This window comes from Leptolyngbya sp. UWPOB_LEPTO1 (assembly GCF_017302695.1).
Lineage (GTDB): Bacteria > Cyanobacteriota > Cyanobacteriia > Leptolyngbyales > Leptolyngbyaceae > Leptolyngbya > Leptolyngbya boryana.
Genome location: NZ_JAFLCJ010000028.1, coordinates 26,145 through 49,447, shown reverse-complemented (window position 1 = coordinate 49,447; position 23,303 = coordinate 26,145). Strand labels below are relative to the sequence as shown.

Here is a 23,303-nt window from a genome sequence, read left to right as displayed (position 1 = left end):
ATCGTACCGAGATCTACGGATGACTTAGAACGGGCAGGGTGGGCACTTAACTAAAGCCTTAAGATTGGGTACGGAAGTATGAAGCTTAGAATTCCCGCCGTGAAAAAATTAGCGACGCGATCGTCAGAACAAACGCAATATAAAGAAATGCATAGAGTGCGTTGCCTAATAAAATCTGTGGAGCCGGAATCAGGTTATAGACCGCTTGATTCTTCAAATCCAACCGTGTCAGGTCAGGCAAGACTAAGTACAGTCCTTGAGTAACGGTTTCGATCACAGGATTTTTAGTCAGTTTGCCAAACTTCACAATGTCTGGGCTGAGTTGTCCCATCAGGTATATCCCGAAGCTCAACATCATCGCCAGCAGTGAACTTGTAAAAACACCGAAGAGAATGGCGATCGCACTAATCAACGACAATTGCAGCAGCAGAAACCCCGATGAGATCAGCAAATTGGGCAGAGAAAACGGAATTTTTTCCACCAATAAAATGCCGACTGCAATCAGACTCATAGCTGCAATCAAAACAGCCAAGACTGCAGACAGCCCCAAATGTTTACCAATGATGAACTCGGCGCGGCTCACAGGTTTCGCAATCAGCACGAAGACGGTGCGTTTCTCAATTTCTTTATTCACTAAGCCTGTGCCGATGAAAATTGCCACGATCAGTCCAATCACTGGCATCGTGGCAAGGGCGAGATCGAGCAGAATTTTTTTCTCAGTCGTAGCCGCGATTTCGGGCAGGAGATAATTGGCGAGGATGAGTGCGCCTGCATAAAACATGACGAGATAAAGAATGCGATCGCGCATCACTTCTCGAAACACATTCGATGCGATCGCACCGATCCGATTGAAGGTGCCACCAATCGTCAAGACTGCCTCACTCATTGCTTTCTCCTTGCTCCATGGGAAAATCAGATTCCTCATTTTGCCCGAAGAATCACAGTTTGGCTTGTTCGATTTGTTTCGGTTGGGTGATGGCTCCACACTGAACCGTCCCAACCAGTTTTGGCGTCGTCGGAGCAGTTGCAGGCGGAGAAGCATTATCGAAATTGAACTGGGTCGCGGGTCCTTGTCTTCGAGCTTGGGCAATGCGGCAGATTCGGCTCAACTCATATCCGCCGCGACGAGAGGTCGGTCCTGTCCAAGTCGCTCTGAGTTGCAAATCATACGCATCTGAAATCACATTGGCATTGAGATTCCATAACTCTGCTTCGGCGACTTTGGGCAGTTGCGATTTCACCTGCTGCTGCAATTCTGGAACTTGTCGATCGAGTTGTTCTAGCCAGCGTTCTACTTCTGACCAAGGTTTTCCTTCAAGGTCGGAACGAACTCTTTGAGCGGCAAGGTTCAAGATATCTGCACCTCTCGATAACGCTGCCGCCTTGTCAAATTCCTGGGGTCGCCAGACAAAAGCGCTCCGGCTGAGGTTATCGGCTCGGAGTGAAGGATATTGCGTCATCCAAGTATTGATTTGGAAGTAAAACTGAAACCAACAGCTGAGGACTAAATTCGAGAGCATCAGCAGAATGATGTCTTGGCGGTGTCCTTTGTTGGGATTCGTGTAGATGGGGCTTTTGGTTTTGGGATCGGATTTGACAAATTTTGGGGCTGCCCAAACAATCGACGAAATCGGAGGCCAACTGATGAATGCGGCTTGAGTCGGAATCGTTCTGCCTTCGATCGTGCCGAAAAACCAAATACAAATCAGCGCGCCGACAATCCAAGGTCCGAGAAATAAGTTAAAAAACGTGAGTTTCTTTTTGACATTCGGTTCGTAGACAAACCACCAAACGCCTAAAACCAGGAACAGCCAGCCAAAGGATGAAATGATCCGTTGGGCAATTTGTGGCGCTGGGGACGTGGTGAGCGCAGCCACGACTGCGCTAAAGATACTCAAAAATATTAGCGTTTGCCAGGATGCCCACTGAGGGGGCTGCAAGAGTTTACGAATTTCTTTAACAATATCGGTGATGAATGCCATACGTGGATGCGATTAAAAATTACTAGGCGGTTCAGAAAATGTCCGAATCGCGATGATCAAGGTGATGGCGCTAAAACTGGCGGCATTTGCCCAAAGCACCGCTAGGGCACGATTTGGGATTTCTGAGAATGCCTGACGCTGAGCTTTTCTGCCTTGAAATTTGGTACGATCGCGGACTTCGATTTCGACTGGCTTTTTATTTTCCAAGATTAAGTCGAGCCAATCGAGGCTTTGGAGTTTTACAACAAATGTGCCTAAAAAGGTCAAGAACGCTAAGCCAATCAGCACAGGCGGAGTGCTGGTCAGATCAAAGAAAATATAGTTAATTAATTGCTGTCGCCAAGTGGGAGGAAGCCAAGGCTCAACGACGAAAAACAGAAACCAGCCCGCGACTGTCGAAAGCAAGTTTGCAGTTGCGGCATACTGAATGCTGGACTTTTTCCCAATTCCAAGATATTTCTGCAGCACGAGGGCTTCGACTGCGATCGCTAAGACGATAAAGAGCAGTTGATATAAGATCGCGCGCAGGGGCAACACATCCCACATAATCTGTTTTGCACAAATTTACAAGAAGATTGTAAGTGCAGTTGTTTGGGTTTGCATTAAAAAAATCAGGAAAATTAGGGGGTTCGCCACTATTTTGCGTTATTTCTGCGGGTTGAGCGATCGCATAGTCTGAGTAAAAATTTCGGCACAAGTTATATGTCTCAAGTCAAAATCGGCATTCTCGGCGGCAGTGGTCTTTACAAAATGGAGGCACTCAAAGATATCGAAGAAATCCAGATCGAAACGCCGTTCGGCTCTCCGTCGGATGCGCTCATTGTGGGAACTTTAGAAGGAACCCGCGTGGCTTTTCTGGCTCGGCATGGACGCAATCATCATTTATTGCCATCTGAATTGCCGTTTCGCGCCAATATTTATGCGATGAAGAGTCTGGGCGTTGAGTATCTGATTTCAGCTTCAGCAGTTGGGTCGTTGCAAGCAGAAATGAAGCCGTTGGATATGGTCATTCCGGATCAGTTTATCGATCGTACCTTTGGGCGAATGGGGACATTCTTTGGAGACGGCATTGTCGCTCACGTTGCTTTTGGCGATCCAGTCTGTCTTCAGTTGGCAAAAGTATTAGGCGATGCAGTTGAGAGTTTGCAGCTTGAAGGCGTAACGCTGCATCGAGGGGGAACTTATGTGTGCATGGAAGGACCAGCTTTTTCGACAAAAGCAGAATCGAATTTACATCGGAGTTGGGGTGCTTCGGTGATTGGCATGACGAATTTACCAGAAGCGAAATTAGCACGCGAAGCGGAGATTGCTTATGCGACGCTGGCTTTAGTCACCGATTACGATTGTTGGCATCCCGAGCATGATAGTGTCACCGTCGAAATGGTGATTGGGAATTTGCAACGCAATGCAGTGAATGCTCAAAAAGTGATTTTAGAAACGGTGCGGCGATTGAGCAAAAATCCGCCTGTGTCTGACGCACATTCGGCATTGAAGTATGCAATTTTAACGCCAAAAGATCAGGTTTCAGCAGAGGCAAAAGCACGCTTGGAATTCCTGTTACAGAAGTACTTTACTGAGGAATAGACGGCTCAGGATCAGTTGCAGGAAAGGGTTGTAGATAGTAGAGCCGAGCTGCTGCTGCTAAGCCAATAAAGCCCCAAAGCACTAATCCGAATGGAGCAAGCATGACGGTATTCAAGCTAATTTGCGAAGCGGTCGCGAGTACGATCGCTCGGCAAGCTCCCACAAACGGATCGATTGCGGCTTCCCGTCCTTGCATCATGCTAAAAATCAGTAATACTAATCCAGCAACATAAGGAATCGTGCCAAACCAACCGAGATTCAAAAGCAAGGTGAGAATTCCACTGTCATTCCCCCCAATATTTGCGTCTCGAATCACATAGCCAATACCGCGCCCTTCTACTTCAACCAGCGCATCATTGAGCAAATTCGTATAGCCAATACTACGATCGACAAAGCTGCCGTCTTGCTGTCCTTGAAACAAGGTTTGTACCCGTGAACTGATCACAGTGGAGAAAGGCTCGATCGCCGTTAAGGGCAGAATGACCAGCGACATCACCATTAAGGTGACGATCAATCGCATCTGCAATCGCGGTTTCAAGGATGGAATAAACACAACTAAGCCGATAAACCAACTTAACCAAGCTGTTCTTGCCAAGGTTAAAAGTAAGGTCAGATAGCCTACAGCGGATGCCGCAATTTTGAGCGGATTTTTGATTGCAAACAGTAACAGCACGCAGGCAACGAGTATACAGGCAAAGGGTTGGGGCGAATGCATTGTGCTCCAAACTCGAATGCGTAACGGATCGGGAGTTCCAAACGAGTAGATCTTCATGATTGCAATCAGATTTTGCAGCCAAAACTGATCCCACAGAGGCGCAAACAAAAACTGAATAATTCCATAGCTCCCCATCACGATCGTTCCCCAGAGAAAGGTACGCTCAGTCACTCGCTTGAGTTCTGGAAATTGTCGCCACTTTGAAAAGAGGTGGTATCCAAAAACAATTGGGGTGAGCCAATTTAACAGCGCGATAATCACCGTTTGCGGTTGAAAACTGAGCAAGCCGATAAACGCTCCGTACAGAACTGCGATCGCCGAAAGTACAAACGGTAATCCATTCCCACGAATTGCTTTTGGCAATTGAATGAGCAAGGTCAAACTCGCGAGAAATGACACGAGAAAGGGTGCCAGTAACACTGGATTGGGGTCAAGCCAGCCCGCTTGCCAATCGATCATCCGCCGCACCAAGGGTGTGAGGAACCACAACCACCAGGTAAACCCAACATAAAAGAGCGGGTATCGAAAGAACAGTAATGCTCCGACAACTAAGCTGCCAGTAGGAAAAATAAAACGAAGGACTGAACCAACATTGGCAGCGAGACATAGTACAGTCAAGGCAACAAGGGCACCAATCATCAGCCAAGGCTCTGAGACTTGCGGAGTTTTAGGTTGGGGTTGAGCGGTGTACATTAGCTAAGCCCTCATGCGTTGCGCCATTTCATAGAAGTTTAGATTATCCTGAGCAATGTTTTGCCAACTGTATCGCTGTGCCGATCGATAAGCGTTGCGTCGTAAGCGATCGAGGAAAGCCCGATCGAGAATTAAGGTTTCAATCGCTTGCTCAAAAGCTTCACGATCGCGACAGGGTACAATCATTCCGGTTTCTCTATCGCGCACGATTTCTAATGGACCTGGAGCCGTGGTTGTGACGGGTGCGAGTCCACATGCCATCGCTTCGACAAGCGCAACACCAAAGCCTTCGGAAATCGTTGGGAGAACTTTAATGTGATGTCCTTTGAGCAGTTCTGGCAGTTTGTGATTTTCGTAGTAGGGAATGACCGTGACGCGATCGCGCACCTTTGGATCAAAGTCGGCATAAACTTGATCGGCTGAGCATTCTGTTCCAAATAAGCTAACTTCTATTTTGGGATAGCGCTTGAGAATTGCATTCAGTGCAGGGGTTCCGTATTGAATGCCCTTTCGCACAATGTAGCTACTGACTTGGGCAATTCGGATCGGTTCAGGCTCGGCTGGAGTCGGTTCAAACGGTAGATTGAGCATCGTTTCGGGAATACCATTGGCGACGATATGCGCTCGATCGGGATGAACACCTAACTGTTCGACGACGAAATCGCGATCGCGTTGATTGAGCAATAAAACGAGGTCAGACTGTCGCATCGAAGTCGCGACTTCCCAAAGGCGAATACTGCCTCGATATAAAGGATATTTCCACTCAAGTTTGAGATGTCCTCGCTGCGATTCTTCGAGATATTCTAAGTGTTCTATGTGTTCTAACCCGTGGCAGCGTGCCACTAAAAGGGGGCGCTGTTTTTGCAGTTTTTGTAAACCGAGTCCCCAGATCCAAGCATCTGCTGTGGACGCATCAATCACATCGATCGCAGCATGGCGATGAGAGTGGAGAATTTTTGCAGCAGTGAATTCTGGAAATAAAATAAATCGCGCTAAAGGTGGTAATTTTTTGGGTAAATCGTCGAGCGAGTAAAACTCGACTTCATGCCCTAATTTTTCATATTCTCGCCCCAATCGCCAAGTAACTCCTGGGCCTCCCGCGTTTGGATCAGCGGGATAGTGAAATGTGAATAATGTTCTCATGGGTTTGTTAGATCAGCTTGTTAGATCGAATAGGCTTTTTTCGATACCGTTCACCATGTTTTCATGCGTAAAATACTGTGAGATATGTTGCCGACATCTACTTCCTAAAGACGGATCTTCGGTTCGCCAATCTAAAATGCGATCGAGCTTTTCTGCTAAATCTTGCTCGTTCCCTGGTTCAAACAGTAAGTCTGCAAATTCGTGGGTGAGAATTTCTGGATTTCCGCCAATTCGACTGGCAACTTTTGGAACACCACAGGCTAAGGATTCAAACAATCCTAAGCTACAGGGTTCGTTCCAAATGCTCGGTAAAACATTCACATCGCTGGCTTGATAAAGCGATACAGGATCGGTGAGATGTCCCAGAAATTTCACGCGATCGCGGATTCCGAACGTTTCGGCTAACTCGATCAGGGATCTGAGGTAATTCATCCCTTCATCCTCACACTCGCGCCCTTTGGAAAAACTGTAGTGGGTTACAGGTTTTCCTGCAATCAATGTCTGAATTCTTTTTCCTTTCTTGATTAAAGCTGCTGTTGCTTTGATCAGAGTTTCTAGCCCTTTTTCACGGTCAATTCTACCGATATAAGAGATGATTTTAGTGTTGTCGGTGATACCTAGTTTTTGTTGGATAGAAATATAATTTTCAGCAGGTTGAAATCGATTCAGATCGACACCATTGTAGACCACATGAATTAGATCGCTTTTGATGCCAAACTTGACCCAATCTTGCTTGGTTTGTTCTGAAACTGCAATAAAACGATCGACGCCTCGCAATCCAAATTTTCGCTGATGATTGAGATTAAGCGGCGGTAGTTGTAAATAGCACACATAAGGAATGTGCCGAAAAGAAGAAAGAGCATAAGCAAATAACGAAAAATGATAGTCATTGCAAAAAATCAATGAATTTTTAGCCTTCGGAATTTGCCAAAGTTGGATCAGGCTAGGAAGAAATTTCAGAATACTCTTCAAGCTTCGCCAATCGAAACCATAAGCAGAGATGGGAATGGTGCGATCGCAAAATGAAGCATATTGCGGAAGTAGATCACCCGGTTTGAGATAAAGCAAAGTAATCCGATGCCCGCGTTGGAATAGCCCTCGACAGATTTCGAGTAGATTTAATTCCTGCCCGCCGCGTTGAGTCGTTGTGTGATTTTCAAGAACAATCAAATGCATCCGTTTTGCAACCTAATGATGTTTTCTCTCCACTCCCTACGCCTTTTCACTCGATCGCATTTCATGCTGAATTTGGTGATAGTGCCAAAGCCGCCCTTGTCGCTCTAGCAACTCCTGATATCGACCTTGCTCGACTAACCGCCCCTGCTCCATCACCACTACTTGATCCGCGCGCATAATCGTCGATAACCGATGCGCGATCGTAATTACGGTTCTGCCTTTCGACAATTGCTCTAGAGACTGTTGAATCAATTGCTCTGATTCAGAATCTAATGCACTGGTTGCTTCATCTAAGATCAAAATTTCTGGATCACGGAGCAATGCCCGCGCGATCGCTAATCTTTGCCGCTGTCCTCCAGATAATCGCACGCCGCGATCGCCCAAAATCGTCTCAAATTTCTCCGGCATTTCTAAGATAAATGCCAGTGCATTCGCCTGCACCGCAGCCTGCCAAATCTGTTCGTCAGTCATGTTGGTTAACCCATAAGCAATGTTCTCCCGAACGGTCGTATTGAAAATAAAGGTATCTTGACTGACGATCGCAATCTTCTGCCGCAACGATTTCACAGTAAACGATCGCGCATCTTTGCCATCAAACAAGACATAGCCAGCACTCGGATCGTAAAACCTGGGAATCAAATCGACGAGCGTTGTTTTTCCGGCGCCTGATCCACCTACGATCGCCGTCACTTTTCCCTTCGGAATCGAGAGGGAGACATCTCGAAGGACGATATGATTTGCGTCATATCCGAAATCAACCGTGAAGAACTCGATCGACTGATGCAACCCTGTAAAAATGCGATCGCCCTCTTGCAAATACGGTTTATCTTCTCGCGCTAACAGTTCCCGCACATTCCGAATCGCGCCCGTCGCTGACAATAGTTGCACTCGGCTCGTATTCATCTCATATATGGCTGGAACGAGCCGAAACAAGATAAACAAAAAAGTCAGTAAAGAGGCAGTTTGTAAACTCCCCTGCTTCACAAAAATCGTGATTGCTAAAACAATCATGCTGATCAAAACGGTCGTTGCTAATCCTTCAGCGAGGGGACGCACGATCGCAAATTGGCGAATCGCTTTCATGCCCGCTTTAACAATGTTGGAGCTAGCTTCATAGAAGCGATCGCGCTCATACTCTTGGGTCGCAAACGCTTGTACGGTGCGAATACCTGTGATAAATTCCAGTGCCGTTGCAGTAAATTGGGCATTCGCGCGCGAAACATCAACACTACTGTTGCGGACACGCTCATTCACATTCGACAAACAGACGGCAACGAGTGTAAATAAGACGAGTGATGTCAGCGTCAACTGCCATGAGATCGTAAAAAGCAACACGGCGTAGACGGTTAAAGTTAATCCTTTTGTGATAATAAAAGCGATGAGCGTAAATGCAAAATTGAGTCTGCCAATCTCATTCGTTAATGTATTGACCAAATCACCGGACGAAACACGATTGAAATAGCTCAGACTCAACGACTGCAGCTGCTCGAAAATTTGCGTGCGTAAGCGATCGACTAAAGTTTGCTGCGTTAGCTCTGTGTAAATCTGAGTCAGATAATTAAATCCAGCCCGAATCCAAGCGGAACATAAAATCAGACCTGAAACCCGCAGCAACCGTTCGGTCGCATCGCGATCGATGCCCAAAATCCAAACATCGAACCAATGCATCCCGGTTTGAAACGGTTCGAGCGTTGGACTAACTAGGCTTTGCAAAAATGCGAGGAGAAACCCAAATCCAAATCCCTCAAACGCGGCTGAACCAAGTGCAAACAAAATAGCAGCGATCGCGATGTTGGGAAAGTGACGAAATTCTCGGATAAAAAACTCATTTTCTTGCCAAAACCGAGTCGCCCCAAACCATTGTCTTGCGCCTCGTCTGAGATAATGCGGAACCCAAGGCATTCAGGATAAGCCTCATAAAAGATCTAACATGGGTCAGAAAACTTGCGATACAGTGCCAACAGCCTCTAAAAAGCTCCGAATCCAGACAATACCTTCGGAAGTGTCCGCAATAAGATTTGAACATCACCGCGAAATGACCAATTGTGCAGATAGTCTAAGTCCTGTTGGCTCACGGTTTCTAGATCTAATTGAGTCGATCGCCCACTCACTTGCCAAGCTCCAGTCATTCCAGGGAGAGCATTCAAACGCAATTGCATATCAGCACTGAGCCGCACTGCATCATAAAGCGCCCAAGGTCTTGGTCCAACTAAACTCATCTCACCCCGGAGTACATTGATCAACTGAGGTAACTCATCAAGGCTATAGCGTCTCAGCCATTTCCCGATCGCGGTAATTCTCGGATCGTCTTCTCGCTTGTGCAGACAGTGAATCGATTGATCCGCCATGACTCGATGGTGCTGCTGATCTGCATTTATCGTCATGGTGCGAAATTTCAGCACTCGAAATAACTTGCCTCGCTTTCCGACTCGCCACTGGCTAAAGAAAATCGAGCCGGGAGAGGTTAGCGCGATCAAGAGTGCAATGACAAGCAAGATCGGACTGAGCACTATCAGACCCACTCCTGCTAATATCCAATCTGCAACGCGCTTACAACCCCAACGCCAGCCTCTGTGTTTGTGGGGAAGATACGCAGCACTCGGAAGTCGCAAATACAGGGCTTTGCCAGAAGATTCACAGGCTTCTGCCCAAGATTTAAGAGCAGGCTCTCCCAGGTCGAGATCAGCTCGCACAAGTTGTACGGTCGATCGCTTGAGGCATTCTGAAAGCCAGTTTGGATCACGAAGTGGGCGAATTGAGGAAGCGCGCTGAGTGCGATCGCTGCTCTGTCCAGCTTTTGATACAGGAGGCTGCAAGACTAAAAGTTGCTGTTGCCGCCAGTACAGAGAACACCGCAGGGTTTCTAGCTCTGACTTTTCCCAAGTCGAGCTTTGCGTTTCTTGCAAAAATAGCGGATCAAAAGTTGTCATGAGCCATCCGGTAAACTCGCGATATGCAGATCAAATCTTTGAAAGCCAATCTAGTATCAATTCGATTAATCTCTCAGAAACGTTCAGAATTTCTCTGCCATTTCCTCTACTACTCAGATAATTAATCACATTATATCTTAGTAGGTTTTGGGAGAGTTTTATCTACTTTAGGGATGATTCATTATGTTTTCTGATTCCTAAAAATTACCAGTCTAAATTCATCTTATTTATGCAGATTTCTCTCAGCAACTTTTGAATTTGCTCTATCAGCTTATTAGTGATTTTCTATACCTGAATTGACTAAAATGCTTTTTCCGATTGGCTTCTCAGAGATGAATTGATGCATTAATTACATTTTTATCTCTGTATTTATTGATTGCTCTGAATGCCATTTATTCAGAACAAATTAGATGATTTCGGGCTATGACCAAAGGCATATTCCAATTGGACTGTCACAAAATCAAGATTAAAAAAAGAACATTGAGCACTTCAAAAAATACTCAATGTTCTTAGTTTTTTACGTCTCATTAGACTGAAGCTGTGCTCGATCGATAATAGTAACTATTGCCACTTTCTGCACAATTTGCGACGACTCCCACAAGATTGAGACGATTTAACATTCCGACAGCTTGTGCAATTTCAGATTTCTGAACATGCCCCATGCGCCCGACCAGCAGTACTCCGTCACTACAAGAAGAGGCAAGGAGTGCATCGACAATGCCGAGAACAGGCGGCGCATCTAAGATCACTAAATCGTAATGTTGCTCAAACAGAGTCATTAAGTCACGCATCCGCTTAGAACTCAGTAACTTGACGGAATCTGAAGGCGATGATCCCGCCGTGAGCACTGAAATCGGCAAATCACTATAAGTACTTGCAGGCTGAATCGCACCTTGAGTGATTGCGCGATCGCTTGTCAATAAAGTGGATAATCCATGATCGTTCGGCAACTGCAACTGTTTATGCAATCCGGGGCGACGCAAATCTGCATCGATCAGCAATACTCGCTGATGCAGACGTGCTGCACTAATCGCTAAACCCAATGCCACCGTTGACTTTCCTTCACCCGCTAACGCTGAAGTGACCACCAAAGACTTGAGCGGATCGCCATCAGTCATCAATTGCAGATTCTTGTAAATTAAATCTAATGATTCTCGAAACGGTGCCCAATGCAGAACTTGCAGCATTGAAGAATTCTCTTCAAACGCATTGCGACTAAAGGCAAAATTGGGGGTCGTCGGCATCAGTTCAGACATAGGTAGCTCTGGAACCATGCCAATTAATGGAATCGAAGCTTCTTTGGTGAGATCCTCAGAAGTCCGAATCGACTTATCAGCTGACTCGCGTAAGAAGGCTGCGACACAGCCGAGCATCAAGCCCCCCGCCGCGCCAATCAATAGATTTCTCATCCAGCTTGGACCGACTTGCCTGCCCAACTTCGGCTGTTCAACCATTTGCCAATCAAAACCACCTCGCGCGATCTCCAAGCTCAAGTCCTGGCGCGCTTTTTGTAATTCATCCAAGGTGTCGCGATTCAAGGTCACAAGCGGCTGCAAGCGATTGTATTCAGCAAGCAAGGATGGGAATCGCTGAAGCTGTCCTCGAAGCTGCTGCTCGGTTCGCGCCAGTTCTTGATCGCGCGCTCGGGCGCCAAAGAATTCAACCTGGGCATCGGTTAAGTCACTGGCAAACTTCAAATCGTTCTCGCCTAACTGCCCGGTTGCAAACAGGCTTTCACTCGATGCTGCACCTGCTTCTGAACCTAAAATTCGTTGGGCTTCTTGTTGCAGCAAAGACACTTGTCGCTGTCGCTGTTCGGCAAGTTGCTGTACTTGTGGAGTATTGCTAGTAAACTTGGTTTGCATCTGAGCTAATTCCACTTCAGTCTTCTGAATCTCAGCCAGAAGTGCTTGATACTGCTTCGATTGACTCAGTCGGGCAGCAACGGTTGCTTGTCCGGGCGATCGCTGTAACTGCTGCTGTAATGCAATAAATTTCGCCCGTGAACTCGCAAGCAGACCTCGATTTTCTTGCTGATTTTGCTGGAGTTCTTTCAACGAATCAACGAGCGACTTTGCTTGCACTTCGGGATCAACTAAATTCGAGGTGCTGCGGAATCGTTCGAGATTTGACTCTGCTTGGTTGACTTTGGCTTGAACCTCTGGAATCTGGCGATCGATGAAAGACAACCCCTTGGTCAATCGATTGCGCTGCTGTTCAAGGTTGTAGTCTTGATAAACCTTCTCTAAAGCTTTGAGAACTTCGCGCGTCTTAATGCGATCGTGGTCGATGTAAGTGACTTCGACCAAATTTGTCGTCACACGCTCATTTCCGCGTAGTTCCTGAACTTGGGCAATGTTGAGACGTTTTCGTAACCGATCGACATCAATATCGCTGTACCGAGGTTTCAACTGATCGACTGCGCGCTGTAAAAGTTGACCGCTCCGCATCAAGTTCACTTGAGTTGCGGCATCGGTTTCTACATTGGGATCTGCAAAAGAAGGACGAGTATCATTAGGCGATCGCCGCTCGCGATAGTTCGACTCCACCATCAATTGCATCGTGCTGCGGTACGTCGGCGGTAAGACGGCAGTCACGCCTGCTGCCAATGCTAAAGTTCCAGCTAATGCACCGAGAAACCAAAGTTTTCGCCGGAGCAGTACGCCAAACAGCTGTCCATACCCCGGATCAGGTTCTTGAGCGTGCGGAGAAGCATTGAAGAGGGTGATATTGCTTTGCGCCACGATTACGGTACTCCATTAAATTCAAAAACTCAGGAAACTCCAAACTCTAGAAAAACCGCTCAGATCCGACTTACCCAGTGCCACAGACGTCTAAGATGAGTTGATCGACCGATTGAAAGAAAACATCTTCTGAGAACCGACTCACAGCATGGTCTCGAATCGTTTGATAGTTCCATTCCATCGATCGAGCTTGCAAAAGCGCTCGATGCAACGCGTGAGGAGTCTGTGAATTGAAAAAGACTCCGGTGATCCCAGGGATTTGGGTATCGAGCACACCGCCTTCCCCGTAAGCAATGACGGGAGTTCCACTCGCATTGGCTTCGACGGGAACGAGTCCGTAGTCTTCCAATGCCATGACAATCACCGATCGAGATTTAGATAAAAGCCGCCTGCGTTCTGCATCACTGACATGCCCCAAAAATTGAACATTCTGCATTGCACGTGCTTCTAGCGTATCGCGTTCAGGTCCATCTCCCGTAATCAATAAATTCCACCCCAACCAGTTAAAAGCTTCAACGACAACATCTAGGCGTTTGTAGCTGACTAATCGTGCCGAAGCGAGGTAAAAGTCTTCTTTCTGACTAGAAAACGCAAACTTTTGTGTATCGATCGGGCAATTGATCACTTGCGCTGGCTTCTGATAGATTTGCTCGATGCGCTGTGCCACAGTTCGAGAGTTGGCAATGTAAACATCCGGCTCTTGTGCATAGGTCAAGTCGGTCTTGCGCATTGCCCGAAAGATTTGTTCAATGACGGGCATAAAGCGGCGATAAGCGGTGTATTCGCGCAGATAGGTCTTCGTGTCCCAGAGAAATCGCGTGATGTTATGACAAAAACAAATGTGCTTTGCATCGGGGCGCTTTCTGACACCTTTTGCAAAGCTGGTTGTGCTGCTGATAATTAAGTCATATTCGCGCAGATCGAGTGCTCGAAATGCAGAGTAATAAAGGGGGGCAAGCAGTTTGAAGTAGCGAGAGGCTTGGGGGATTTTTTGCAAATAGGTGGTGAAAACTTCGCGATCGCCAAAGTCGATCGACGCTTCCGGCTCATATAGCGATGTAAAGATATCTGCATCCGGATAGCGCTTGCACAGCATCTCAAAGACCCGCTCTGCACCACCTTTTTGCGTTAGATAGTCATGAACTAGGGCTACTTTCATTACACGCCAGATAAGACAACAAGCAATCTGAGGAGCCAGCGCATTCAGAAGTTCAAAGTGTTGATCGTGGAACAATATTGCCAAGCGGAGACGAGCGAACATCTCTACTTAGCATGAATGCGCAATCGTCACGAAAATGAACTAGCACGGCAAAGTTACGGGCTGAAGCCAACTGTAAATTTATCATGAAGCTTGATTCATCCTTCCTGTGATAGAGATCACTTTTCGTCAAAACCTAGGTCTAAAGTCATGGTTGCGTTAATCTTCTTCCAGCAAATCATCTCTAAGATCGCCGGGTTCATTCAACATTTCCGGCGTGACAGCGGGGTTTTCAACGAGTTCTCTGGGATCGGCATCTGTGCCACCTCGGTAAACGAGATCATCGGGATTGACAATCTTCTGTTTCTTTGGAGGGGTGTCGTTCGTTGGACTGGGCAGACGTTCAGTGGGTTCGGTCATGTTCGATGACGGGGATGAAGAACCTCCGCATCGTATAAAGTTCGAGTCGGTTTCATCCCCTATCAAAAGAGCGACTTATTCCTTGATTCCACTCGGTTCTAACCATCCGGGGACATAGTGACTCGAGCGTCGGAGTTCTTGGTCGATCGCTTTATAGGTGGGATCTTTTTCCTGTACAAGTGCCCAGAATCGCGGCGAGTGATTGAGATGGATGGTGTGACATAGCTCATGCACAAAGACATATCGCACAAGTGCCGGGGGCAAAAATAATAGTTTGTAGTTCAAGCTGATGTTGTATTGTTGCGAGCAGCTTGCCCAAAGAGTTTTTTGTCCGCGAATCGAGGCTTTGTGAAACGGAAGTTCTAGCTCTTGGCTGACTGACCAGAGCCAGGGCACGAGCCTCTGATACGCTTTATGGGCGAGCCACTGTTGGAGTAGTGCTTTGCAGAGGTCTTCGTTGTGAGTACTGCCGCGCAAGATCAGGCGGGATTTGCCCTTTTCAGTCAGAGTGACCCGCGAGAAGCCAGTTGGCTGATAGTCAATCTCCCAAGTTTGGTCGATCGCTCTGAGGATCATTTGCTCTGGCAAAGGCGGGCAGGGGTCGATCGACAATTGCTGCCGTTGGGCTTCGAGCCGCCCAATCGTGCGCTCGATCCAACTTTGTTTGGTATGCAAAATTTCCGGGATACGGCTTTGGTCAAATCCGCGAGGAATGATGACTTCTAAGCCGCCCTGCACCGTCATTTTTAGGCTGACGTGTTTTGCTTTAATGCTTTCTCGAACTCGATACTTGGGGAGTTCCACAAGCTGACCAGTAATCAGTCTTGACTCAACCATTGGTAGGCGTGATAGCGATTCCGAATCTGTCACTTATCTTACTGGATTCTCACGGATTTGAATCAGTAAGTTGGCGGGTTTTATTCGTAGGTCGATCGATTCGAGACCGCAAGATTCAAGAACTTAGTAAATTGTGGCTCAAAGAGCAACTTGATCGTTCCAGTGGGTCCGTTGCGATGTTTAGTAATCAGCACTTCTGCAATGCCGCGATCGGGAGTGTCTGGGTTGTAATATTCGTCGCGATAGAGCATCATCACAAGGTCGGCATCTTGCTCGATCGAACCACTTTCGCGTAGATCTGACATCATTGGGCGTTTATCAGCGCGCGCTTCTACACTTCTACTTAATTGCGAGAGCGCAATGACGGGCACGTTCAACTCACGAGCAAGACCTTTTAAGGCGCGCGTAATTCGAGACAGTTCTTGAACGCGATTTTCACTGCCATTCCCTTCCATCAGTTGCAGGTAGTCAATGAGAATCATTCCGAGTGCGCCGCCTTGCTCAGCTTGCAGTTTACGAGCGCGCGATCGCATTTCGACAACGCTGATATTGGGGGTATCGTCAATGAAAATTCTTAAATTGGAAAGTTGCCCGATCGCATTGCTCAAAGGCTCCCAATCGTGTTGAGCAATTCTTCCCGATCTCAATCTTCCACTCTCAATTCTTGCCTCACTTGCGAGTAAGCGCTGCACGATCTGCTCTTTCGACATTTCTAAGCTAAAGACAGCGACAGGAAGCTTGTATTGAGCCGCAATATTCCGCCCTAAACCGAGACAAAAGGCAGTGTTATGCACACAGATGTCATTTGCGACAAAGTTATGGGTTGTTGGAATCGTCAAATCGTAGACTTGCTTTTCGCCAACTGATTCAATTGAGACAATCTCATCCCAATAAACATCACTGTCGGCAAGTTCTTGAAGTTGAGGATGCTGAAGCGCAGTCGCTAAAGTCATGAGGCGATCGCGCGTCGGGGCGCGTTTTCCAACATGAATATTGGAAGATCCTGCAATTCCTGCCCGTTGTGCAAGCTGGCTCCAAGGTTCGCCCTGCCGCGCGACTTCAAGCTGTTGCCAAACTTCGATCGGAATTAAGTCACGATTTGTTTGGTATTTCCGAACCGCGATCGCAGCTTCAACCTGAAGTAATGCCGCTTCTTTGCCAAAAATGCCGATCTCTGTGATGAATGTTTGAATCGATCGAGCATCGGTAATATCAAGTTGCCAAGCTAACCGCCGCTCGCCCTGATATTTCACCCTTCTCAATTTCAGTCTTGCAATAATGCCAAATCGCAGCAGTAAGTGTTGAATCTGGCGAGCTAATTTCTCGCTAACTGTTGCGTAGCCGAGTTGAGACTGTCCACTTGCCAAAACACTTGCCCAACCGTCTGTTGCAAAAAGCCGATTCAGGAAAAGTGCAATGTGCGACCGCGTTAATTGGAAAATTGGCTCTGGGATCGTTTTTTCGTGCGCGGATTTGCCGTAAAGATTCAGTGTTCTCAGCCAGCTCGTGAGTGCGTTACTTCCATGACCGCCACCCGATGCTGAAGCAATTCGGAAAGACGGGGTTCGTGTGCCATTAGAATCGGTTTTCTGAACGCGTAAATCACCAAATTCAGATACCGCTTCAACGAAATCAGCTTGAATCAATGGATTGATGTTGGTAAACTCTGGCGAACCTTTCGTCAGACACCCATCTCCAATTAAGTAGCCCAACAGCTTAATTTCACAAGCTCGAAGGGTTTGTGTCCCAAAAACGTCAAGGATGCGTGGAACTGCTATACGATCGCCCACTTTCACATGAGCTAAAGGCAACCATCCATCTAAAGTCAAATAGGGGTGACTTAGCGTTGTTTCGACGGTTCTACCTAAGCGAGTTGTGACTCGGAAAACAGGCTTAATTCCGTCATCGACAAAGGCAGAAGGTTCAGTGATCGAAAACTTCCAATTGTCATTGAGGGTGAGTAATTGGGCTTGGCAATTTTGATAGATTTCTGCGATCGTTGAGATAGAGCCATCTGCTAACACTAATTCTGCGTCGTGAGCAAGGCATTTTCCCATTGACGGGCGACCTGCAACGATGATCAAATCCGATCGCTGAAAGCCTTGAGTTTTGCCATCAAGATCATAGAAACCAGAAGCGAGTCCTGGTAACGCCATGCCTGCCGATCGTTCTTCAATTTCTGAGAATGTCTTTGTCAAAATATCCGAAGTCGGAACTAACCCTTGATTCGGTCTGACTTGGGTAATGCTAAACACCTTTTGTTCAGCTTCATCGAGAATTTTTTCTAACTCTTTCGAGGTTTCATGCCCTAAATGTGAAATCTGATGTCCAGCACTGATCAGTCTCCGCCGCAAATATTTATCAATCACTAACTGTGCATATTGATCGATATTGACGGCACTCACGGTGCGATCGACGAGTTGCACCAGTTTTGACTGCCCGCCCACTTTGTCTAAAAATTCTCGATCGATTAACCAAGTCGTCACACTCATCAAATCGGTCGGCGATCCCTGCTGATGCAGTGCGACACATGCTCGATAAATCTCCTGATGCGCACTACTGTAAAACATCTCGGTTTTCAGAATATCCAGCACGCGCGTAATCGCTTCAGGATCAAGCAAAATTCCGCCTAAAATTGACTCTTCAGCTTCTAAATTTTGGGGCGGAATCCGATCGTTTGCAGGTTGAAAACTAAACTCTTGAACCATGATGCGGGGGCGGGTAGAAGGAGCGCGAATGTATTGAGGGGTTGAATCCAATCAAAAACTGCGGATTCAACCCCCCAATATACAGGCATTTCTAATCTTAGCAAGTTTTTAGTATTTAAGTACTAGCTTGCAACAACTCGAATCACGACTGCAGAAGTCACGTCGGGGTGCAATTTCACGTGAGCGGTGTATTCTCCAATCTTGTGAATTTCCGGCAGTGTAATCGTGCGGCGATCGACCTCTTGATTGGTCTTTGCTTGGATTGCATCTGCGACATCTTGGTTCGTTACGGTTCCGAAGATCGCATCGTTTTCACCGACTTGTTTCGCAATATCAAATCCGCCAGCAGCTTCGATCGCTGCCGAGATTTTGAGCGCTTGCTGTTTCAATTCAGCCAAACGTTGTTCTTCCAACTCACGACGACGTGCGACCTGCTTGAGAATTCCAGGGTTGACGTTCGTTGCTTTTCCTTGGGGTACGAGATAGTTTCTTGCATATCCCGGCGCGACTTCGACTAAGTCTCCCATCCGTCCTAATTTGCTTACGTCCTGCGTCAGGACGAGCTGAATCCGCTTCGCCATAATAATTTGTTCTCAGTTTTCAACTGTTTCCGCACAAATATTCCATTGTACCGGAGAGCAGGCAAATTGGATCATACAGCTTTTGGGGGCGGCAGCAGATGAGCAATTTTTTTGACGAGTTGCGCGATCGCAGATCTGTCGATACAGGTGACATGATCTCCCGGCAAAATATGTACCGTTAATTTGTCTTCTGCCAGCATTCGCCAACTGACCCAGCGATCGGGCGGATCAAGCTCATCTTCCGACAGAAATAATTGCACGGGAAATGCACTGGGGCGGGGACGGTAGCGCTGAGCGATGCGATCGTACTGGGGATAGCGCGGGTCAATGCTTTGTGTCACCGTTTCCAGTATCCCAAACAGCATTCTTCTCAAGACTAATTTGATGCTCCAACTCGCTTTTTTGAAGAAAAGCCAAGCTCGATCGACAAAATTTAGCGATCGTATCTCTATCCCATAAGCATTCCAGCGTGTCAGGAGTTCAAGCAGCAACTGCAATTGGGGAAAGTTGTGGAGCACAGACAACCACTTGGGCAGCGTCACTAAATTTCCAGGTCCAATCAAGCCAAGTAGGGCAACCGATTGTCCTTGAGCATGAAGCTGTTGAGCAATTTCATAGGCGACGATCGCGCCCATCGAGTAGCCCAAAAGGTAATAGGGACCTTCGGGTTGTAATGTCTGCATTTCTCGAATCGCATGGCTTGCCATCTGTTCGAGTGTTGTTTTTCGAGTCATGGCTATTTCTTGAATGCCATAAATGGGCACGCGCGGATCGAGATGTGCCCGTAAGCCCTCACATACTCGAAAGGTTCCCAGTGCTCCTGGAATACAAAATAACGGCGATCGCTCGGGTTCTCCTGCCTGAAATCGAATCAAATCGGTTGACAAATCAGGAGGTTCACCTGCGATCGCGGTTGCTAATTGTCGAATCGTCGGTGTTTGATAGAGCAGTGACATTGATACGGATTTGCCTACAACCTGCTCGATTTTTGCTGCCAACCGCAGCATCAAGAGCGAATGTCCGCCTAGATCAAAGAAGTCATCATCTAATCCAATCGGTTCAACCTGCAACGCCTCTTGCCAAATTTGAGCCAGTTGACGCTCTAGTTGCGTTTCTGGTAGAGCAATCTCTCTGGTCGGCACTGACGGTGCAATTTTTAGCAGTGCTTTGCGATCGACTTTCCCGTTTGGGGTCATTGGAAAAGTTTCTAATTCCACAAACGCACTCGGAATCATGTAGCTCGGAAGTCTTTGCTTTAAGAACTGCTGCAATTGCGTAGGTTCAACACAGGCTTGAGGAATCACATAAGCGATGAGTTGCTGATTTTGGGCAAGCACGATCGCAGTGGTGATTGCAGGATGTTGCATGAGTTGAAATTCGACTTCTCCTAGCTCAATCCGAAATCCTCGAATCTTGATCTGATCATCATTTCTGCCTAAATATTCAAGCTTGCCGTCTTCGCGGTATCGAACTAAGTCGCCTGTTCGATACAGTCGAGTTTTCGGCAGTCCGGGAAACTGATGTTCGATGAATCTTTCTCTGGTCTGTTCAGGACGACGCAGATAGCCACGCCCAACGCCTACTCCTCCAATCCACAGTTCTCCAGTGACTCCGATGGGAACGGGCTGCATCTGCGCATCTAAAACATAAGTCTGAGTATTGGCGATCGCACTGCCGATCGAAAGTTCCGCTTGATCAAATCCTGAACGGAGCGGATCATAAAGTGTGGCAATCACCGTTGCTTCCGTTGGTCCATAGGTATTGATCCAGCGTGGATGCTGCCCAACTTTTTCTAACCAGGTCATATACGTCGATCGCGAGGCTTTCTCTCCACCGACCACGACTAATCGAACGGTAGGCGTTAAGTGCAACCTCAGTTCTGCCAGCGCATAGACAATTTGATGCCAAAGTGCGGTCGGTAGATTGAGGACTGTAATTTGATAACTTTTAATAAATTGCAAAAACTGCTGCGTAGAAAGCAGACAATCAGGAGATCTTAGAACTAACCTTGCACCGCACATTAAGGTGGGAAAGATTTCCTCGATCGCAATATCAAAACTCAACGCAGAAGCTTGTAAAACGCGATCGCTAGCTTGCAACTCATATTCCTGGATCACCGCAAAATGATGATTCACCATACTCTGATGCTCAATCATGACGCCTTTCGGTCTTCCGGTTGAGCCTGAGGTGTAAATGACATAAGCTAAATCGCTAGGCTTGACAGTGCTATGAATGGCTGCTGAACTGAACGATCGAATTTCTTCTTGTGTACTCTCGACATCAATGACAGGCGAATCAATTTCAGTCATTGAATTTTGCTGCGTTAAGAGCAGTGTCACTTGAGCATCTGAAATCAGTAATGCTAAACGCTCTTTCGGATAGGTTGGATCAAGGGGAACAAACGCCCCGCCTGCTTTGAGAATGGCGAGAATCCCCACAATAAAGTCAATCGATCGCGGCATACAAATGCCAACTAAACTTTCAGACCGAACGCCTTTTGCTTGTAAGTAACGGGCAAGCTGATTCGATCGCTGTTCGAGTTCCTGATAAGTAAGCTGTTCTTGAGCAAATTCGACGGCGATCGCATTCGGTGTCTTTGCAGCCTGAACTGAGATGAATTCATGCACACAACCTGATGGAAAAGACTGTGCGGTTGCATTCCACTCTACAAGCAGCCGATGCTGTTCCTGAACGGGCAAGATTGCCAGGTGAGAAATCCGCTCTTGGGGATTGTGAATGATGCTTTCGAGCAATGTCTCAAACTGCTGCGCCATGCGCGCGATCGTGCTGTCCTCAAACCGATTGGCATTGTATTGCCAAACAACATTCAAGCGATCTCCTGCCTCGACCACTTGCAAATCGAGATCAAAGGTTGCTCCACCTTGATGCTCTAGTAAATACGGTTCGAGGTGCAGCCCCTCACCGAGTTGATTCAACCAACGATGCTTCTGCCAAGTAAACGTCACCGAGAACAACTCTCCCCGCTGCTGTTTGACTAGCTCTTGAAACGGCATATCCTGATGAGCTTGTACCTCAGTGACACGTTGATGTACCTGCTGCAAAAGCCTGTCAAATGATAGTTCTCCTTGTATGGGCACTCTCAAAGGAAGCATATTTGAGAAGTACCCGATCATCTCTCGAAATTGCTCCTCGCCCCAACGTCCTGCCATCGCAGTCCCGATCGTTAAATCAGTTAGCTCTGTATAGCGATAAAGCAGCACTAGAAAAGCAGTCAATACAACTCGATACAGGCTATACCCTTGAGCCTGAGCCAGAGATTTTAGGGCTTGAACGAGTTGCTGAGGCATCGGAGACGACTGAATGCCGCTTTGCTCAGTCTGTAGAATACGAGGCTTACTCGGCAGATCGAGTTGAGGTCGATCGCCTGCAAGTTGATGTTGCCAGAAGTTAAGTAAGTCTTTTGCACGATCGCTTCTCAGCAGTTCCGTCTGCCACTGAACATAGTCAGGATAAGAAACCTGCTGCTTCTGCAAGGGTTTTGCGTGATAGAGCTGCTGCCATTCCTGAATCAACAGATCAAATGTCCACATGTCTCCTGCAATGTGGTGCATCGTGATCACTTGAATCTGTTCTTGCGGGCTGCATTCAAACAGGCTAACTCGAATCGCAGGTTCTGTTTCGAGTCGAAAGGGTTTTGCAGTTTCAGCTAAAATCTGGCACTTTAAGGTGGACGCTCTCCAGTCAGAAGTCTGGATGTACCGTAGAGGAATTCTGCCTGGAGCAATGATGCGTCGGGGTTGCCCTTTAAGGTCAAGGTAGCGCGATCGCAAAATTTGATGCGCCTCAAAAAGCTGCTGCCAAGCCTGTTGCAAAGCATTGAAATCAAACTCGCCTCGAATGCGAACGGTTTGATAAATGTTGTAAGCGCTGCTTTCAGGAGCAAGTTGGTACAGAAACCAGAGTCCTTGTTGCTGCTGGGAGAGCGGATACCCGGATGAAACTTGGGTCGATGAATCGGCTACAGTCAAACTTTGCATATCTTACGTGGGCAGGTCAATTCAAGGATGGTTTCCAGGCTACACATCACACTGAGCGCTCTCACAAATCTGTACGATACACACACAAGACTGCTCCTCATCTAAAACGGTAGGAGTCTTCTCTGCGAACGTGAATTGATTAAAACCTTGCGTATGCCCTAGGTGTGAATGCTTGCCCCTGGTAGAGTGGCATACCCTGATAATGTGAAACCCCAATCTGTTGACAGCGAAGCACAATGAAGTGAGGAATCTAACTACTTGGGATCATAACAAGATTGTAATTTCCTCGTCTATAGTATTAGCAAAGTGTCTGTTTCTACTGAATTGAGTCTTCGTGCAGCTGAGCTTTTGGCTCAGTGAAACGATCAAAGCAGGTCGCTCACAGCCTAGACGAATCCCTCAATCCCTTTGGATAAAAGGAGGATAGCCAACGCCATCTTGAACAATTCAAATTTCTTATACTATTGAAAGCCTAGACTCAATGCATTGCAATATACTGTCGAGTAAGAGGTACACTTCCTTGAGCAACAAAAGTCTGAAATCTGAAAAGAAATTTGAAAGATTGTTGTTGAAATCGCTAAGAAGAGATGCTAT

Annotated in this window: 16 protein-coding genes; 1 reads left to right on the top strand and 15 read right to left on the bottom strand. The window is 47.1% G+C overall.

The genetic code is table 11. The features are described from left to right. Nucleotides 1-85: 85 nt before the first annotated feature. Genes J0L70_RS27735 through fraC form a run of 3 tightly spaced genes read right to left on the bottom strand, consistent with a single transcriptional unit; the run spans nucleotide 86 to nucleotide 2,528 of the window. Nucleotides 86-886 carry an ABC transporter permease gene (locus J0L70_RS27735; protein WP_287456660.1) on the bottom strand — a complete coding sequence of 267 codons (801 nt, stop codon included), beginning with the start codon at nucleotides 884-886 and terminating at the stop codon, nucleotides 86-88. Nucleotides 887-938: 52 nt separating this feature from the next. Continuing rightward, nucleotides 939-1,982: a DUF5357 family protein gene (locus J0L70_RS27730; protein WP_017291066.1), complete on the bottom strand. Its 1,044-nt coding sequence runs from the start codon at nucleotides 1,980-1,982 to the stop codon at nucleotides 939-941. Between the two features lie 12 nt (nucleotides 1,983-1,994). After that, nucleotides 1,995-2,528 (bottom strand): filament integrity protein FraC, encoded by a 534-nt coding sequence (gene fraC / locus J0L70_RS27725; protein WP_287456659.1) that lies wholly within the window; start codon nucleotides 2,526-2,528, stop codon nucleotides 1,995-1,997. Between the two features lie 156 nt (nucleotides 2,529-2,684). On the opposite strand from fraC, the gene J0L70_RS27720 reads away from it, so the two are divergent. After that, nucleotides 2,685-3,566: an S-methyl-5'-thioadenosine phosphorylase gene (locus J0L70_RS27720; RefSeq protein WP_287456658.1), complete on the top strand. Its 882-nt coding sequence runs from the start codon at nucleotides 2,685-2,687 to the stop codon at nucleotides 3,564-3,566. Here the strand turns inward: J0L70_RS27720 and J0L70_RS27715 are convergent. The 12 genes from J0L70_RS27715 to J0L70_RS27660 form a co-directional block, all read right to left on the bottom strand. Next, nucleotides 3,553-4,974 (bottom strand): O-antigen ligase domain-containing protein, encoded by a 1,422-nt coding sequence (locus tag J0L70_RS27715; protein ID WP_287456657.1) that lies wholly within the window; start codon nucleotides 4,972-4,974, stop codon nucleotides 3,553-3,555. The genes J0L70_RS27720 and J0L70_RS27715 overlap by 14 nt on opposite strands. Before the next feature lie 3 nt (nucleotides 4,975-4,977). Continuing rightward, a complete protein-coding gene (locus tag J0L70_RS27710; RefSeq protein WP_287456656.1) occupies nucleotides 4,978-6,117 on the bottom strand; it encodes a glycosyltransferase family 4 protein in 1,140 nt (379 codons plus the stop codon). 12 nt (nucleotides 6,118-6,129) lie between these two features. Beyond that, a complete protein-coding gene (locus J0L70_RS27705; protein WP_287456655.1) occupies nucleotides 6,130-7,293 on the bottom strand; it encodes a glycosyltransferase family 4 protein in 1,164 nt (387 codons plus the stop codon). A 36-nt stretch (nucleotides 7,294-7,329) separates the two neighbouring features. Beyond that, nucleotides 7,330-9,195 (bottom strand): heterocyst formation ABC transporter subunit HepA, encoded by a 1,866-nt coding sequence (gene hepA / locus J0L70_RS27700; protein ID WP_287456653.1) that lies wholly within the window; start codon nucleotides 9,193-9,195, stop codon nucleotides 7,330-7,332. 65 nt (nucleotides 9,196-9,260) lie between these two features. Beyond that, nucleotides 9,261-10,223: a heterocyst development glycosyltransferase HepC gene (gene hepC / locus J0L70_RS27695; protein ID WP_287456651.1), complete on the bottom strand. Its 963-nt coding sequence runs from the start codon at nucleotides 10,221-10,223 to the stop codon at nucleotides 9,261-9,263. A 527-nt stretch (nucleotides 10,224-10,750) separates the two neighbouring features. Beyond that, the gene (locus tag J0L70_RS27690) at nucleotides 10,751-12,967 is read right to left on the bottom strand and encodes a GumC family protein (protein ID WP_017291058.1); all 2,217 of its coding nucleotides are present in this window, start codon (nucleotides 12,965-12,967) and stop codon (nucleotides 10,751-10,753) included. Between the two features lie 70 nt (nucleotides 12,968-13,037). Continuing rightward, nucleotides 13,038-14,126 carry a glycosyltransferase gene (locus J0L70_RS27685; RefSeq protein WP_026149000.1) on the bottom strand — a complete coding sequence of 363 codons (1,089 nt, stop codon included), beginning with the start codon at nucleotides 14,124-14,126 and terminating at the stop codon, nucleotides 13,038-13,040. A gap of 258 nt (nucleotides 14,127-14,384) precedes the next feature. Then, nucleotides 14,385-14,585 (bottom strand): hypothetical protein, encoded by a 201-nt coding sequence (locus J0L70_RS27680; protein ID WP_017291056.1) that lies wholly within the window; start codon nucleotides 14,583-14,585, stop codon nucleotides 14,385-14,387. Nucleotides 14,586-14,660: 75 nt separating this feature from the next. Then, the gene (locus J0L70_RS27675; protein ID WP_017291055.1) at nucleotides 14,661-15,422 is read right to left on the bottom strand and encodes a M48 family metallopeptidase; all 762 of its coding nucleotides are present in this window, start codon (nucleotides 15,420-15,422) and stop codon (nucleotides 14,661-14,663) included. 80 nt (nucleotides 15,423-15,502) lie between these two features. After that, entirely contained in the window at nucleotides 15,503-18,181 is a 2,679-nt protein-coding gene (gene dnaB, locus J0L70_RS27670) for a replicative DNA helicase (protein ID WP_353736668.1), read from the bottom strand. A gap of 71 nt (nucleotides 18,182-18,252) precedes the next feature. Continuing rightward, nucleotides 18,253-18,711: a 50S ribosomal protein L9 gene (gene rplI / locus J0L70_RS27665; RefSeq protein ID WP_017291053.1), complete on the bottom strand. Its 459-nt coding sequence runs from the start codon at nucleotides 18,709-18,711 to the stop codon at nucleotides 18,253-18,255. Nucleotides 18,712-18,782: 71 nt separating this feature from the next. Next, nucleotides 18,783-22,709, bottom strand: a complete 3,927-nt coding sequence (locus J0L70_RS27660) for a non-ribosomal peptide synthetase (RefSeq protein WP_287456650.1) — start codon at nucleotides 22,707-22,709, stop codon at nucleotides 18,783-18,785. Nucleotides 22,710-23,303: the final 594 nt, after the last annotated feature.

Bases quoted from the DNA above. Each gene is read 5' to 3' on its own strand.
- J0L70_RS27735 (WP_287456660.1), bottom strand. From the start codon at position 886: ATGAGTGAGGCAGTCTTGACGATTGGTGGCACCTTCAATCGGATCGGT.
- J0L70_RS27730 (WP_017291066.1), bottom strand. From the start codon at position 1,982: ATGGCATTCATCACCGATATTGTTAAAGAAATTCGTAAACTCTTGCAG.
- fraC (WP_287456659.1), bottom strand. From the start codon at position 2,528: ATGTGGGATGTGTTGCCCCTGCGCGCGATCTTATATCAACTGCTCTTT.
- J0L70_RS27720 (WP_287456658.1), top strand. From the start codon at position 2,685: ATGTCTCAAGTCAAAATCGGCATTCTCGGCGGCAGTGGTCTTTACAAA.
- J0L70_RS27715 (WP_287456657.1), bottom strand. From the start codon at position 4,974: ATGTACACCGCTCAACCCCAACCTAAAACTCCGCAAGTCTCAGAGCCT.
- J0L70_RS27710 (WP_287456656.1), bottom strand. From the start codon at position 6,117: ATGAGAACATTATTCACATTTCACTATCCCGCTGATCCAAACGCGGGA.
- J0L70_RS27705 (WP_287456655.1), bottom strand. From the start codon at position 7,293: ATGCATTTGATTGTTCTTGAAAATCACACAACGACTCAACGCGGCGGG.
- hepA (WP_287456653.1), bottom strand. From the start codon at position 9,195: ATGCCTTGGGTTCCGCATTATCTCAGACGAGGCGCAAGACAATGGTTT.
- hepC (WP_287456651.1), bottom strand. From the start codon at position 10,223: ATGACAACTTTTGATCCGCTATTTTTGCAAGAAACGCAAAGCTCGACT.
- J0L70_RS27685 (WP_026149000.1), bottom strand. From the start codon at position 14,126: ATGAAAGTAGCCCTAGTTCATGACTATCTAACGCAAAAAGGTGGTGCA.
- J0L70_RS27680 (WP_017291056.1), bottom strand. From the start codon at position 14,585: ATGACCGAACCCACTGAACGTCTGCCCAGTCCAACGAACGACACCCCT.
- J0L70_RS27675 (WP_017291055.1), bottom strand. From the start codon at position 15,422: ATGGTTGAGTCAAGACTGATTACTGGTCAGCTTGTGGAACTCCCCAAG.
- rplI (WP_017291053.1), bottom strand. From the start codon at position 18,711: ATGGCGAAGCGGATTCAGCTCGTCCTGACGCAGGACGTAAGCAAATTA.
- J0L70_RS27660 (WP_287456650.1), bottom strand. From the start codon at position 22,709: ATGCAAAGTTTGACTGTAGCCGATTCATCGACCCAAGTTTCATCCGGG.